Consider the following 13,471-nt stretch of genomic DNA (forward strand, 5'->3'; position numbering starts at 1 on the left):
CTACAGCTCCGAGAGGATCTGACGCCGCTTGTCGTTGTACTCTGCCTCGGTGATCAGGCCCTGCTGGTACAGGTCGATCAGCAAGCGAAGGCGCTCTTCGATGTTCGTTCCAGGCACCCTAAGGGGAGCACTCGGTGGTGCACTGGCAGCTGCGGGTACCGCGGCTGGAGCGCTGCTACTGTTGCTGGGGGCGGCCTCTAGTTGCTCACGCATGCGGGACATTTCCGCCCGCATTGCTTCTTGCTCAGCCTGCAGCGCGGTGGCCTCCTCGCTCGTCATGCCCGCGCTAGGCGCAGAGACTTCGGCGGCGGGTGCAGCACCACCGGCGGCGGTCGCTAGGGTAGGCTGGGCCTCGATACTGTCGAGGGCCAGGTCCACGTCGATAACGATCCAGTCCGTGCGAACCTTACCCTTGGAGGTCACCTGGTTGCTGAGCCCTTCGTAGGCGAGCAGCTGACCTTTGAGAGCGCCAGAGTTGCGCTTGCGGTTACCCGAGCTGAGCGCGTACGGCTGCACCGCACCGGTGGTATCGAAGAGCCGTTCGAACTCTCGGTTTCGTTGGCGATCGAGCTCGCCGATGATGATGTTCAGCTTGCCGTCCGCGTAGAAGATGCGGCCCGAGGTCAGGGCCAACCCGCTGAGCAGCACCAGCCGCCGCGCACGCCGCTGAATCACAAACGTGACGTCCTGATCGGGCTGCGCCAGCTGCAGGCCTTTCGCGATTTGACCGGCGAGCAAAGTCGCCTGCTGGGGTGAGAACAAAGTCTCCAGCTCGTTGTTTGAGAATAGTCCATCGGCGCGCACGGTGATGGCCTGAAGGATAGGCTTGAGATCGTCCGGCGACAGCTCGACAGGGTGCTCGTTAAGCCCGTAGCGATCCGTGTCCTGGTCGGCCAAGGCGAAGGTGGAGTAGGCCCCGTCCTTGTAGAACACGTTCGGGTCTCGCGCGTGGCTGACAGTTCCGGCGGTCAGGGTGAAAATTGTTGCCAAAGCAATGAATTGCGAGACAAGGGGGCGGAGCGGGCGCGGCCTTGCGCCGCACGACGAGAGAAGACTCAGCATGATACGCCTGCGTCAGAAATTGATGGATCAGTGTACGACGGGAAGCGGGCGCTGGGGTAGCGCTATGGGGGTGGCCGGGGAGCCTTCGAGGCACGGACGTCGAGACCGACGTCCGTGCCATTTCCCGTCGAGGTAAGCGTCGTTAGCTCAGAAGAAGAATGTCATGCCGAGCACCACAGAATTGATCTGCTCAGCATTGTTGAAGGCCGCTTCCACCTGGGTGGTAGTGCCATCTACTTCGATGTCGAGCGTCTCCCACACCAAGTACATGATCAGCTTGCTGCCGAAGTACTGGTCGATGGAGAGGCCGAAGCGATCCATCTGCGAGTCGGTGATCATGCCGGTGGTCAGCGTGGCGTTGATGTCACCGAATTGATCGTTGTACTGGCCGTACCAACCCGTCAGTGCCGTGTCGCCCCAGGAGAAGAAGCTGCGCTTGACGCCGCCCTTGAACCACCACGCAGTGGTGTCGTCGCCGTAGCCAATGGCCTGCGCCGTGGCGCTCAGGTCTTCGGCTTCCTCGGACTGGAAGGCTAGGGTGCCGAAAATGCCTGAGTCCTTATGCATTAGGCCGGCCTGCACCTGCAGGTTGCTTGCGGACTCGTAAAAGGTCGTGCCGCCATTGTTTTCGGCGTAGCCGATGTGGAAGACACCGGTAGCACCGCCGAAGTCGTGGTTGTACTTCAGTGCGACGTCGTAGATGTCGTCGTTAGCGTAACCGATGGCGATGTTGAGGCCTTCGGTGATGGTCGGTAGGTCGTAGCGGATACCGTTGCGGTAGATACCGTTACAGTCGATACCGATACCGCCGGCGCCCTGCAGCTCGTTGCCGGTCAAACACTCGGCGAAGTCACCCCAGACCGCGGCCCCGTCACCGGTGCCTCGGATGCTGAAGCCGTTGAAGCGGAACAGCGGCGAGATCGAGGACCACAGCGTGAGCGAGGGGTCTGCCAGCACGGCGATGTTATCTGTCGGCATAGACTGCAGACCGAAGGTCAGCTTACCGGCCTTGCCTTCGACGTACGCGCTGCTGCCCAAAAGCCGGATGTCGCCACCGACCTGGGAATCGAAGTTGGTCTGGTTACTGAAGATGAGTGGCGTGAAGATGGACTGCGGCTCGAGGATTACCTCGAAGCCTGCTTTCATGCCCGAGTTGGGCAGCGGTGCCGAGCCAGCAAAGGTAATGCGGCTACCCAACGTCGTGCCGTTGTCCGACGTTTGTACGATGTCGGAACTCTCGCCATCGTCGTAGAAGGCTGCGCCTTCGTTGATCCACCCTGAAATGCTGAACGTCGCTTCGTCGTCCTGGGCCACTGCGGGATACGCAGCTGCCAGGGCTAGAGCGACGCCTGCCGTCAGGCCTCTCGTCTTCCATTTAGAGATCATCAATAGTTCCCCTCTTCTTCAACCGCAACGGCTCTCGATTGGTGTTGCGAGCACGCCGTTTACGCCCTCAAAGATCGCTAGTCCGTTGCTTCGGAGCTACGCCCCGAAGCGTCCGGAAGGGAGCAAGTCTCCAAGACAGACCCCCCGATCATCGCGAACTTCCCCGAATAGCGGAAAAAAACATAACTGATCATTCGCGACAATGCACGTAAGTTGCGGTTAATACGGACCCAACCCTTAATCACACAGTCTCGTAGGTGAGTTTTTCGCCACAAGGTGCTCGCGCCGTTCCTACCCTTGATGCACCTCACCGTTCACGGGTCGCCCAAGGTGGGTCAACGCACCACAAGTAGCATGGAGAGTTTGATGAGGAGATGGCGGAACAGGTTTAAGGGTGTTGGCGGCCCGTCGCCAGCAACGTCGGAGTGCACGTGGACAGCCAGGTACGGCTGGTCAGCGAACCCTATATCTAGATCGATTCTAGCTCCGAGCTTGCATCGTTGCGGATGCACCGTTAGCTGCGCTCCGCCTTCCCGAGCAACTAGACGGTGTTTGACGGACCTCCGGCCGAGGGGGTGTTGGGGTCTTGTCTGCGCGCTGCAGCAAACGATCGTAGCGCCTCGTTTCCGGGCCAACCTGGCGACTCCGTGCTCAAGTCGTTTCCTCTGCAAAACAATCGGCTACGTACTCGAACGGTCGGCCCTGCTGTCGCCAAGCTCGCAGCATCGTTGCTGCCAGGCCAAGGTAACTTCTTGCGAACCGCGCCCCGGCACAGCAGGGCGGTGCGACCCCGCCGCTCCGGGGCCGAGCGGATCGGAAAGGGCTACAGGCAACGTTCATAAGTCAGTCGACACAGTTAGCCTGCCGACGATCTGCGCATCGGGTCAGGCTCGCCGCAGGGCCCCATGGCAGTGTTCAGCGATGAGCCCCGCCAGCGCCCTCACCTGCGATGCCTGATGCCGGGGCCATGATCGGCGATCCTAACCTGCTCGCCCTCGTCGCGACGCACACGCGGGACATGATCATCGTCACCGACGCGCAGGAGCGCATCGTGTGGGTCAATGCTGCGTTCGTCGCGCGAACGGGCTACTCCGCCGAGGAGTCGATTGGCAATCGCCCGGCTCCTTGCTGCAGGGGCCGGCGACTGACCCTCGGCTGCGCCAGCGCGTAGCAGATGGACTCAGTGCGGCCGAGTCGATACGCGTGGAGCTCCTCAACTGCACCAAGCACGGCCAGGAGTACTGGATCGACATGGAGATCTCACGGTGACATCGAGTGCTTCGTGGCAGTCGAGCGCGACGTGACCGAGGCGCGCGAAGTCAGCGGCACCCTATCCGCCTTCCAGCAAGCGCTCAATGAACAGGCGATCGTCTCCATCGCCGATCGCACTGGCGCCATCCGCTTTGTGAATGACCGCTTCTGTGCGATCAACGCCTATGCGCGCGAAGAACTGCTCGGACAGGAACATCGGGTTGTCAACAGCGGCTGGCACAGCAAGGGTTTCTTCCGCGATTTCTGGCGCACGATCTCGGGTTGGTAGCTGCTGGCGCGGTGAAATCTGCAATCGTCGTAAGACCGGTGAGTTGTACTAGGTCGATACCACTATCGTGCCCATCGCCGGTAACCACGGCACACCTGAGCGCTTCGTCTCGATTCGCATAGACATCACGGAGCACAAGGAAGCTGAAGCGCAGGCGCAGCGCCTTGCTGAGCAAGACGATTTGACGGCCTTGTGTAATCGGCGAGCCTTGCTGCGGGCACTGGATGAGGCGCTGTCTGCCACGGGGCGGGACGGACAGGCGGCCTGCGGCTTAGTCCTGTTCTTGGACATCCAAGACTTCAAGTCCGTAAACGAGTCTCGGGGGCACCAGGTGGGCGACCGTGTGCTCTACGCCGTGGCACGGCGCTCGATGATCTCTCGCGCAAGGTAGATACGGTGGCGCGTGTCGGTGGCAATGAGTTCTGCCTGCTCGTGCACGATGTGGAAGCGTCCGAGGCGGAACGTGCGGTGGATCGAATCGATCGCGCGCTGCAGGCGCCCTTCCACGTCGATGGTGTCCCCCTAGCCCTCGCGCTTTCAATGGGTGCCAGGCGCTACCCTGGCGATGCGACAGACGCGCCACAGTTGCTGCGCTGTGCGGGTATGGCGACGCGTGCGGCCAAGGCTCAAGAGCCGAGCAAAGCGTTCTTCAGTAGTGCTCTGCAGGAGGACATCGAGGCGCGCTTCGCGCTGCAGCAGTCGCGCGAGGCGGGCTTCGATCCCGGCGTGTTCTCCGTCAACGTGAGCGCCGAGCAGCTACGCCTGCCTGGGCTGGCTCAGGAGGTAATCGCCGCCGCTCGCGACCACCGGATCGAGCCCAGGTGCTTGGAGTTGGAGATCACCGAGACTGCCTTCATCAGTCAGGCGACGGAGCATGTAGAGCGCAACGTCCGCGCGCTTCGCCAACATGGCTTCACGGTTGCCCTCGACGACTTCGGCACCGGTTCTCCTCCCTGACTCACCTCAAACGCTTCCGCGTTGATATCTTGAAGATCGATCGCCAATTTGCAGCACGGCGGCGATGACGATGAAATAATGCGCTCGATCATCGGCTTGGCGGACAACCTCGGCCTCGGTGTCGTGGCTGAAGGCGTCGAGACTAGGGAGCAGGCGCAATGCCTGAGATCGCTTGGATGCTCGCTCTATCAAGGGTTCCTGTTTGGCAAACCCATGCCCTTCGAAAGGACATTCCATCTGCTGGTGGACGATGCGGCTGCGCTGCTCGAGCCGATCTCATCGCTCAGCGACGTCTGATCCAGAAGGGTCCCGGTGAGCGTTCTGCTCGCGATGGCGGCCTTTGTATTCGTCCACATTCTGATGGCCAGGCCGGCGGTGAAGGTGCGCTGTGTCGAGGTTGTCGGTCGGCCCGCCTATCTGGTGATCTACAGCGCCGTTTCCGTGGCGTTGCTCAGCTGGGTAGTGGTGGCACTCTCGCAAGCTCCCCGGACGACCCTATGGGTGACGCCAGCGTGGGCTTACCCGTTCGCGATCGTAACCAGCTTTGGCGCGTTTTGCTCGATCGGGGTCGGGGCGACCACGCCAGCCCCGTGTTCCGTCAATCTGCGGCCGCAGGAGGGCTACGATCCGGACCGCCCGGGCGTGGTTGGGTGGTTACGCCATCCGTTGCTTTGGGGCCTCAGTGCATGGGGCTTCGCCCACGTACCGGCCAACGGGGACTGGCCGAGTCTGGTCCTGTTCCTAGGTGCTGGTGTGTTCGGCATCTTGGGAGCGGGTGCCGTGGAACGCCGCCGCCGCCGACAGCTGGGGCGCGCAGCGTGGGCACGCTTGAGTCCTGGGCGTGGTCACTTGGATGGCCGCGCGGTCGCCGGGATTTTGCTCGGGAGCGTGCTGTGGCTCGCGATGCTCTTGTGGGGTCATCAGGCTGCCTTCGCCGTCGACCCCCTGATCACCCTGAGGGGCGCCCTGAGAGCAGGCTTAGTGCAAATGAGCGGTGAGCTCGCCGAAGCGCAGGCGTGCGGCGAGGGAGCAGTCCCCGTTGCCGAGGGCGTGCACTACCTTGCTCCCCACCAGCAGCGGTCGCTTGCCGTCGATGGCATTGTCATCTACGTACAGCGCTGACTCGCCCATGCCTGTCTTTAGGTTGATCTCGTCGATGCGGTCGTCTGCCAGATACAGGTCCGCCTCGCCGGCAAACATGCGGATGCTCAGGCATGCATCGACGTCTCTCACTTCGAGTTCACCGGCGCCGAACTCCACCTCGAGCGTGTCACTACGTGGTACCTCCACGGTGATACGTACGTTGCTGCCCTTGTAGGCATTCATGCCTTCGGGGGTCGCCGCTAGCGTTAGGTAAGCCCCGTCGCTTTCGCTTGTAAGGGAGGCGCGCCCGGCTCGTTTCGCACAGCGGCCCTTGCTCGACTTGCACTCGATCTGCATCCGAGCGCGCAGCTCGTCACCATCGGTGCCGACAACCTGCACCTCGCCGACCGGCAGGTCGAGGCGCAGATGTGCGTTGTGGGGCACGGTCAGACTGATCTCGTGGGTTGGGCCGATCTGCACCCAGGTGTCAGCCTGTGCCGTGGCGCCTATGGCCAACAGGGTGACTGAGCTACACGCCGCTATCGCGGCTACTGTGGAGGAGAACGGGGCGCGCTGCGACATGCGTCGTGACCTCAAAACCGGGTGACTCAAACCCCTTAGATGCGGCGACCACGGCTTTGGTTGTTGTGGCCGGAGAAATCAACATATATCAGCACTTTGAGTGCCTTGCGGTCGTGGGGAGTCGCACGAGTGCCAAGTGCCCGGGGAGAGCGAAGGCGCTAGCGCCAGCGCGCCAGCACCCTCCGCTTTCGACGAGCTATCGAGTCAGCTCTCCTCAAGCGCGCGGTAAGCCATCGCGGCGACCGCCGCACCGCCGATCGGGGCCAGCCAGAACAGCCACAGCTGCAGCAGTGCCTTTCCATGACCGGACAAGGCGAGTATCACCGCAGGCCCTGTGCTTCGCGCCGGGTTCACCGAGGTATTGGTGATGGGAATCGAGATTAGGTGGATCAGGGTGAGCGCTAGGCCTATCGCCAGGCCCGCGTTCATCGCTACGCCGCGCTTGTCCGTGGCGCCGAGAATGATGAACAGGAAAATGCCGGTCATCAGTAACTCGGTGACTAGGGCCGCCGTCATGCCGTAACCCTGAGGTGATAAGCTATCGTAACCGTTCACTGCTAGGCTGGAGGCACCGAGCTGCAACGTTGGTTGGTCGGGGCGGTGGGCGCCCATGTCGCCAGCGATCCAGAGCAGAGCTGCAGCGGCAGCTATCGCGCCGATCGTCTGTGCGATGATGTAAGCTGGTACCTCTGCTGCCTTGAAGCGCCCCGCGACGGCCAGTCCCACGGACACGGCGGGGTTGAGGTGGCAGCCGGAGATATGGCCGATGGCGTATGCCATGGTGAGAACCGTGAGTCCAAAAGCTAGTGAAACCCCTAGGTACCCGATACCTGCGGCGGGGACGCCAGCGGCGAATACCGCCGCACCACAGCCACCGAGTACCAACCAGAAGGTGCCGATAGACTCGGCGACGCTGCGCTGGATCAGATTCATCGATCACTCCTTGAAGGAAACCGACGCTGAAGCTAGCGCGGTTCCCCGCTCAAGGATGTGAACAATGATCCCGGGCCTTACCTCAACCGCTCCCCTCGCCGACGATGAGGAACTTGCGAAGGCCCTGCACTAGCTTTGCCCCCGTATCGGCGTTGGTGAAGACGATGAAGCCCACGTCGTGCTCATCGTACACCTCGAACAGGCACACGAAGTCTCCGTTGTTGCCGCCGTGCCCGTAGGTCAGTCCGTAGGGCGACTCCATGAGGTGAAAGCCAAGGCCGTACTGCGCGGGCCATGGGGGATCGTCCTCAGGCTCCTGTGGAATGGCAACCTGTGGTTCGAACATGCTCGCATAGCCTTGGGCCGAGAGCCCCTGTCGTGCCATCAGGGCGAGCATGAAGTTGGCGAACTCACCCGCATGGGTGTACATGCTGTGCGCCACGCCGATCTGCGCAGGCAGGTCTTGTACCGACGTGAACCCAGAGAAGTGCCCTCGAGAGGCGACCTTGCGCAGGTCGTCGGTGGCTGAAAACACCGTGTGTGCGGCGAACCCCATCGGCACCTGCACCTCATCGTAGACGACCTGGGCCAGGGGCTTACCGCCCAGCTTTGCGACTACCCGGCCAAGGTACTCAAAGCCCTCTCCGGAGTAGCCGTAGCGAGTGCCTGGGTGGAAGTTGATGTGCATGCGTCCGTCGACGGTGCTCCAGCGCCAGTTGGGAAAGCCCGTCTGATGAGAGAGCACGTGCCGCGCGGTAATCTTGCGGTGACGCGGGTCGTCGGCGATCTCCTCGAAGGGCAAGTACTCGTGCAAGGGGCGATCGAGGTCAATATCGCCACGTTCGGCCATGCGGTTGACGGCGAAGGCGAAGACGATCTTAGTGATCGAGGCGGCTTCGAAGAGGGTAGCGTCTGTCACCGAGTCGCCCGTGTAGGCATTGGCGAGACCGAGGGTGCGCTGGTAGGCGACCGCGCCATCCTTTACCAAAGCCACGGAAACACCGGGCACACTGTAGTAATTCATAAGTTCAGCGAGCGCCGCATCCACCTTGCCGCTGTGTAAGCTGGCATCGAAATCGAACAGCACCCCTTGGGGCTCGAAGATCGCCGGAGCTTCGGCTGCCGCCGCGTGTAGCGTTGGCGCGATCGTGCGTTGGGCGGCACTGACCGTCGCCGTTACCGGAACGCTATCGCCCACTACCGCATGGGCGCCCCAGGGGTCGCCCACAGCGTTATCGGCGATGCTCATCCGATAGGATCCGCGGGGTACGAGTAGCTCGTAGTGACCGGCGTCATCGAGCGCCGCATGCAGCGCTCGCGTGGGATCTTGTGCCGGTGTTATCCGCACGCGGGTTGGGCGCGCAACCCGCGTGTCCTCCTCGCCCATGGCCGTTGGGGGCTGCCAATCGACCTTGCCCTCGAGGGTGCCGAGCGGTGCCAGCGTGTCGATTAGCAGCAAATCTCCGAGGCGCCCACCGGATTGGCTCTTGCCGAAACCGGGGCCCCAGGAGTAGAGCTTCGCGGGGTCTGCCTGGCCCGGCGTGTCGTCGTCGCTCAGCAGGAAGTCGAGGCCGAAGCTGAGTCCCGGTGCCAGCGGGCTAGTTGTGACGATACGCCACTCGTATAGCGTGCGGCGGTCGTCGCCGCGTGTCGTGGCCAGGGAGACTTGCTCCCAGCTGGCCTGCCGGACCGCCGGGTCCCAACTGTTCTCGTCGCTCAGTAGCCGTCGATGTTCGCCGGTTACTGAGTAGAGGATGGGGCCGGACCCGCGCGTCTCGTGACGCTCATCGAGGTAGAGGATGACGCCGTCCTGGGCTGACCAATCCGCCTGCGCTGAGTCTGCCACGCTGTGCACGTCATCCAGTACTTCAAGGGCCACGTAGAGGGAGCGTGTGGCGGCATCGTAGGTGGTGCGGAACATGGCATCGAAGTCCGCGTTGCCAGCGCGGCGGGCGCCATCGCCGTCGAAGGCGATCGCGTAGCGCGGCAGGTGGTCGGGCCAGTCGCTGAGGTCGCCGTCCACATGCGGCGCGTTGGTGGACGGCAGGGCGTGGGCGAGTTGGCCGTTGTCCGCTTGGCTGGTCGTGGCCGTAAGGGCGAGGACGATCGAGGCGAACAGGACGGTGACGCAGCGACACATGGGCAAGCTCCGGGGGTATGGGAAGACGACTTCCCTGGGATGTCACCCGGGCGGAGTTCGTTTGTTTGGGCCTTGCGTCGACCTCAGGCGGTCACCTCGATCTTGGCAGCGCAGCTGTTGTGTTGCGCCAGGGCGGCGAGGACTTCGGCCCACACCCTTGGGTTGAAGATCAGGCCGAGGTGGGCGCTTGCGATCTGCACGTGTCGCACGTTGGGGCTGTGCCCATCGAGGCTGGCCTGCCACTGCACAATGCCGTCGCTGCGGCTGTAGATGGCGGTGATGGGTTGCTGGATCGGCTGTCGCTCACGCCGCTCGACCACCGCTTCGATCCAGTCGAGGTCCATGCCGCGGCGGGTAAAGAAGGATGCCGCCATGGTGTACTTGGGGCCACCGACGGTAGGCGCTCCCAGGGTGATTACTTGCTCAACGATCTGGGGAAGGTCGCGGGCGGCCTCGCGGGCGATGTAGCCGCCTAGGCTCCAGCCGACGAGTGTCAAGGGGCGGCCGTGCGTCGCGTGCTGCTCGCGCAAGGTCTCGATGAAGCGTTCGCAGAGGTAAGGGACGCCTCCTTCGCCGCGATAGGGTTCGCGAGGTTCGATCGGCCAGGCGTTGGAGATGTCTTCGAGCGCGTGGCGCATGTCGACGCCTGCCAAGTTACGACCCAAGCCCCAGCCGATGGCGTCGTATCCATGGCGGTGCAGGTAGTGGCGCAGCGGTGCAAGGAAGCGATCGTCCGCGCCGAAGCCGGGTACGGCGACAACTGTCCGCTGCCGCGGCTGCCGCGGTCGTAGCTGCGCCGCGGCCAGGGGCGCGAGCATGGTCAGTAGATCCAGTGCCGTGCGGCTCTCACCGATCAAGCCGAGTCGACCCGGTGGGCTCAGGTGGGGGGAAGCTGTGCTCATCTACTCTCTGGAGTGATCGCTGGTGCAAGCATAGGTTCGCCGCGCCGGCCGACGCGGATCTGCACCCGCGGCATCCTCTTCGCTGCGGGCGCGGCCTGTCTAGACACCGGCCAGGTGGAGCACGAGTGGGATGGAGACAGCCGACAGCGCAACGCCTGCCGCTATCGCGCCCGTCACCGCCGCTACGCCCGTATCGAACTTCACGGAAAAGAAGTAGGCGTTCATTCCTGTGGGTAGGGCTGCGAACAGCGCGACGAGACCTGTTTCGCGCGCTGGGAGGGCGAACACGAACATGGCGAGAGCCCACGCCGTGAGGGGAAACACCAACATCTTCAGAACGATCAGGGCGCCGATGGCGGTGAGGTTGCCGCGCATCGGGTAGGCCGCCACCGCCAGTCCCAGGGCGAACAATCCCGTTGGGATGGCCGCATCGCCAGCCAAGGCGATCAGCCGCTCGCCAGTGGCGGGCATGGTCAGGTCGAGGGCGTTCCAGGCGGCTCCGAACATCAGCGCCAGCACGATCGGGTTCTTCAACAAGCTGAGGACGACGCTCGCGGCGACCGCGCCAGGGGAAACGTCTTGCCTGCGCAGGGCGAACTCCGCCCACAAGGTACAGAAGAACCAGTGATTAGCCGAGTGGATAGCGATGATGAGAGCGGCGATCACAAGGCCCTCATCGCCGAAGGCCAGGTAGGCGATCGACAGGCCGATCATCCCTAAGTTGCCAAAGGTTGCAGCGAAGGCTGTCCCCGCCCCGCCCGCAGCGCCTAGACCGGGGATACGTCGCACCGCGATCGCCACGATCGCCCAGATGATGGCGACAGCGGAGTAGTAGACACCCCACACGCGAAGGGTGGAGCCCGCGTCCAGGTTGACCGTTTGCATCGTGCGAAAGAGCAGCGGCGGCACGCAAAAATAGAGGACGAAGTCGCTCAGGCCCTTGGCGCCTTCGGCGCCGATGAGCTTCGCCTTGGCCGCGAGGAAGCCAGCGAAGATAAGCACGAAGACCGGCAGGATGACGGTCAGCAGGTCAGACATGGGGGTACCTGACGGCGATTGGCGCAATACGCAGCCGATGGGCCGCGCGGCACCTTAGCATGGGCGAACGGTCTGCCGTCGCCCGTGGCACACTGCCACGATGGAAGATGAGACCGTCGAATGCGCTACGCGCCGTTGGCTGGAGCGCTTTGTGGTAGGGATGGGCCTGTGCCCCTTCGCGGCGTCTCCCTTGGCGCAGGATCGCGTGCGCTTTGTGGTGAGCGCGGCGAGCGAGGAGGGGGCTCTGCTTGTGGCCTTGCAGGAGGAGATTGCGTTTCTCGATCGGCAGCCGGCGATCGACACCACGCTGCTGATCCATCCGGCTGTCCTGCAGGATTTCCTGGCCTACAACGACTTCCTCGACTTGGCGGACGCCCTGCTAGTCGATTGCGATCGCGACGGTGTGTACCAGGTGGCGAGCTTCCACCCCTCCTACCAGTTTGCGGGCACCGCGCCCGACGCGGCCGAAAACTACACCAACCGTTCGCCCTACCCGATGCTCCACCTGTTGCGCGAGGAGAGCGTGGGGAGGGCCGTCGCCTCCGGCATCGACACCAACGACGTACCCGTGCGTAACATTCAGCAAATGAATAAATTAGGTGAGAAGGAGTTAGCGCGACTGCTAGACGCTTGCCGCAGCGGGCCCTAGCTAGTGGGCCACTTGGTAAACAAGGTGCTACTCGCCCTTCGGGTTTGCCAGGGGCAGCGTCCGCGGCGTTGCATCGCTTGCCAATGGCCGATGCCATCGGCTGCGCGACGCGCCTTGCTGACGCTGCCCCTACGCAGACTGAGCGTTACCTTATTTGCCAAGCGGCCCACTAGGCGCTGCGCGAGGGAGGTTTGAGCACCAGCACGGGCGTTGCCGCCTTGTACTTCTCGTAGTCGCCTTGCCCGCCCCAACGCGCGTCCGCCCGCTCCTCGAGCATCGGGATACCGCTCACTTTGATGAGCAGGAATGCGACGAATACCGGTGAGATCAATGTGGCGTACTGCCAGCCTTGGAGCACCGGCAGGGCGATGATCGCCATGCCCACCCAGATGACGATCTCCCCGAAGTAGTTCGGATGTCGCGACCAGGCCCACAGCCCCGTGTCGATGAACTTGCCGTGGTTGGCCGGATCGGCCTTGAAGCGAGACTTCTGCGCGTCAGCCAGCGCTTCGACGGCAAAGCCTGCTGCCCAGACGGCGATCCCGATCGCACCGATCACGCCGAGGGGTTGCCGCTCGCCCCCGGTGATGACTGCGAGGGCGGCCGCGGCAGTCAGCAGCACCCAAAGGCCCTGTAGGGTCCAGGCCATGAGAAAGGTGATGGGGTTGGTCTTCATCTCATCGAAGCGTCCGTCTTTGCCGTCCTTCATGATGCGCATGAACAGAAAGGACGCCAGCCGGGTGGCCCAGAGGATCACGCCCGCGGCAACCAGCTGTCCACGCAGGTCCAAATCACTGGACAAAAGGACCGCTACGGAAGTCACGCTTAGGTAGGTGATGCCGCCGGTGAGGTCGTAGATCCGTTCGCTGCGAGCAATTGCCGAGGGGATGAACGCCACCCAGTTGATGGCGAAGGCGAGGCCGGCACAGAGGGCGAAGATGGGCCAACCGCCAGCGGTGGTCTCGCCACCGTCACTCCCGGCGAATGCGATCGCTGCGCCGACAGCCGTGGCGATCACGGTGGCGATCAGCGACTTGGGATTGGAGTTTTCGGACTCTGACTCGGCCACCTGAGGGCTCCTTTGCCTGCAGCGCCAATGGGATACAGGGGGCCTAGGCTACCCCACTGGCAGCGTTCGTCCGCCTCCCGTGCCCGGATGCGCCGTCGCGGGGACGCGCGCCCGATGCCCAACCTTGATG

Annotated in this window: 13 protein-coding genes and 1 pseudogene; 7 read left to right on the top strand and 7 right to left on the bottom strand. The window is 63.2% G+C overall.

The features are described 5' to 3' along the window. Together AAGA68_11475 and AAGA68_11480 are read right to left on the bottom strand one after the other, a co-directional pair. Positions 1-933 carry an SHOCT domain-containing protein gene (locus tag AAGA68_11475; GenBank protein ID MEM9385673.1) on the bottom strand — a complete coding sequence of 311 codons (933 nt, stop codon included), beginning with the start codon at positions 931-933 and terminating at the stop codon, positions 1-3. 276 nt (positions 934-1,209) lie between these two features. Then, entirely contained in the window at positions 1,210-2,448 is a 1,239-nt protein-coding gene (locus AAGA68_11480; protein ID MEM9385674.1) for a porin, read from the bottom strand. Between the two features lie 967 nt (positions 2,449-3,415). On the opposite strand from AAGA68_11480, the gene AAGA68_11485 reads away from it, so the two are divergent. The 6 genes and pseudogenes from AAGA68_11485 (at position 3,416) to AAGA68_11510 (ending at position 6,067) form a co-directional block, all read left to right on the top strand. Further along, the gene (locus tag AAGA68_11485; GenBank protein ID MEM9385675.1) at positions 3,416-3,619 is read left to right on the top strand and encodes a PAS domain-containing protein; all 204 of its coding nucleotides are present in this window, start codon (positions 3,416-3,418) and stop codon (positions 3,617-3,619) included. A gap of 129 nt (positions 3,620-3,748) precedes the next feature. After that, a complete protein-coding gene (locus tag AAGA68_11490) occupies positions 3,749-3,988 on the top strand; it encodes a PAS domain S-box protein (protein ID MEM9385676.1) in 240 nt (79 codons plus the stop codon). A gap of 67 nt (positions 3,989-4,055) precedes the next feature. After that, positions 4,056-4,573 (top strand): annotated as a pseudogene (locus tag AAGA68_11495) (GGDEF domain-containing protein). Positions 4,574-4,591: 18 nt separating this feature from the next. Next, on the top strand, positions 4,592-4,945 hold the full coding sequence (locus AAGA68_11500) for an EAL domain-containing protein (protein ID MEM9385677.1): 354 nt from the start codon (positions 4,592-4,594) through the stop codon (positions 4,943-4,945). Between the two features lie 48 nt (positions 4,946-4,993). After that, a complete protein-coding gene (locus tag AAGA68_11505) occupies positions 4,994-5,242 on the top strand; it encodes an EAL domain-containing protein (protein ID MEM9385678.1) in 249 nt (82 codons plus the stop codon). Positions 5,243-5,257: 15 nt separating this feature from the next. Then, positions 5,258-6,067 carry an NnrU family protein gene (locus AAGA68_11510; protein MEM9385679.1) on the top strand — a complete coding sequence of 270 codons (810 nt, stop codon included), beginning with the start codon at positions 5,258-5,260 and terminating at the stop codon, positions 6,065-6,067. Between the two features lie 747 nt (positions 6,068-6,814). Here AAGA68_11510 and aqpZ read toward each other — a convergent pair. The 4 genes from aqpZ to AAGA68_11530 form a co-directional block, all read right to left on the bottom strand. Next, positions 6,815-7,543: an aquaporin Z gene (aqpZ, locus tag AAGA68_11515; protein MEM9385680.1), complete on the bottom strand. Its 729-nt coding sequence runs from the start codon at positions 7,541-7,543 to the stop codon at positions 6,815-6,817. A gap of 82 nt (positions 7,544-7,625) precedes the next feature. Then, a complete protein-coding gene (locus AAGA68_11520; protein MEM9385681.1) occupies positions 7,626-9,683 on the bottom strand; it encodes a serine hydrolase in 2,058 nt (685 codons plus the stop codon). A gap of 83 nt (positions 9,684-9,766) precedes the next feature. After that, positions 9,767-10,585 (bottom strand): alpha/beta fold hydrolase, encoded by an 819-nt coding sequence (locus AAGA68_11525; GenBank protein ID MEM9385682.1) that lies wholly within the window; start codon positions 10,583-10,585, stop codon positions 9,767-9,769. A 99-nt stretch (positions 10,586-10,684) separates the two neighbouring features. Next, positions 10,685-11,623: an AEC family transporter gene (locus tag AAGA68_11530; protein MEM9385683.1), complete on the bottom strand. Its 939-nt coding sequence runs from the start codon at positions 11,621-11,623 to the stop codon at positions 10,685-10,687. A 100-nt stretch (positions 11,624-11,723) separates the two neighbouring features. On the opposite strand from AAGA68_11530, the gene AAGA68_11535 reads away from it, so the two are divergent. Continuing rightward, on the top strand, positions 11,724-12,272 hold the full coding sequence (locus AAGA68_11535; protein ID MEM9385684.1) for a DUF1415 domain-containing protein: 549 nt from the start codon (positions 11,724-11,726) through the stop codon (positions 12,270-12,272). A gap of 169 nt (positions 12,273-12,441) precedes the next feature. Here AAGA68_11535 and AAGA68_11540 read toward each other — a convergent pair whose 3' ends face one another. Beyond that, positions 12,442-13,341 carry a DUF1295 domain-containing protein gene (locus AAGA68_11540; GenBank protein MEM9385685.1) on the bottom strand — a complete coding sequence of 300 codons (900 nt, stop codon included), beginning with the start codon at positions 13,339-13,341 and terminating at the stop codon, positions 12,442-12,444. Positions 13,342-13,471: the final 130 nt, after the last annotated feature.

Source organism: Pseudomonadota bacterium (assembly GCA_039193195.1).
Taxonomy (GTDB): domain Bacteria; phylum Pseudomonadota; class Gammaproteobacteria; order Steroidobacterales; family JBCBZW01; genus JBCBZW01.

What these genes read in the sequence shown, in the direction of transcription:
- AAGA68_11480 (MEM9385674.1), bottom strand. Translation starts at nt 2,448, where the DNA reads ATGATCTCTAAATGGAAGACGAGAGGCCTGACGGCAGGCGTCGCTCTA.
- AAGA68_11485 (MEM9385675.1), top strand. Translation starts at nt 3,416, where the DNA reads ATGATCGGCGATCCTAACCTGCTCGCCCTCGTCGCGACGCACACGCGG.
- AAGA68_11500 (MEM9385677.1), top strand. Translation starts at nt 4,592, where the DNA reads ATGGCGACGCGTGCGGCCAAGGCTCAAGAGCCGAGCAAAGCGTTCTTC.
- aqpZ (MEM9385680.1), bottom strand. Translation starts at nt 7,543, where the DNA reads ATGAATCTGATCCAGCGCAGCGTCGCCGAGTCTATCGGCACCTTCTGG.
- AAGA68_11520 (MEM9385681.1), bottom strand. Translation starts at nt 9,683, where the DNA reads ATGTGTCGCTGCGTCACCGTCCTGTTCGCCTCGATCGTCCTCGCCCTT.
- AAGA68_11525 (MEM9385682.1), bottom strand. Translation starts at nt 10,585, where the DNA reads ATGAGCACAGCTTCCCCCCACCTGAGCCCACCGGGTCGACTCGGCTTG.
- AAGA68_11530 (MEM9385683.1), bottom strand. Translation starts at nt 11,623, where the DNA reads ATGTCTGACCTGCTGACCGTCATCCTGCCGGTCTTCGTGCTTATCTTC.
- AAGA68_11535 (MEM9385684.1), top strand. Translation starts at nt 11,724, where the DNA reads ATGGAAGATGAGACCGTCGAATGCGCTACGCGCCGTTGGCTGGAGCGC.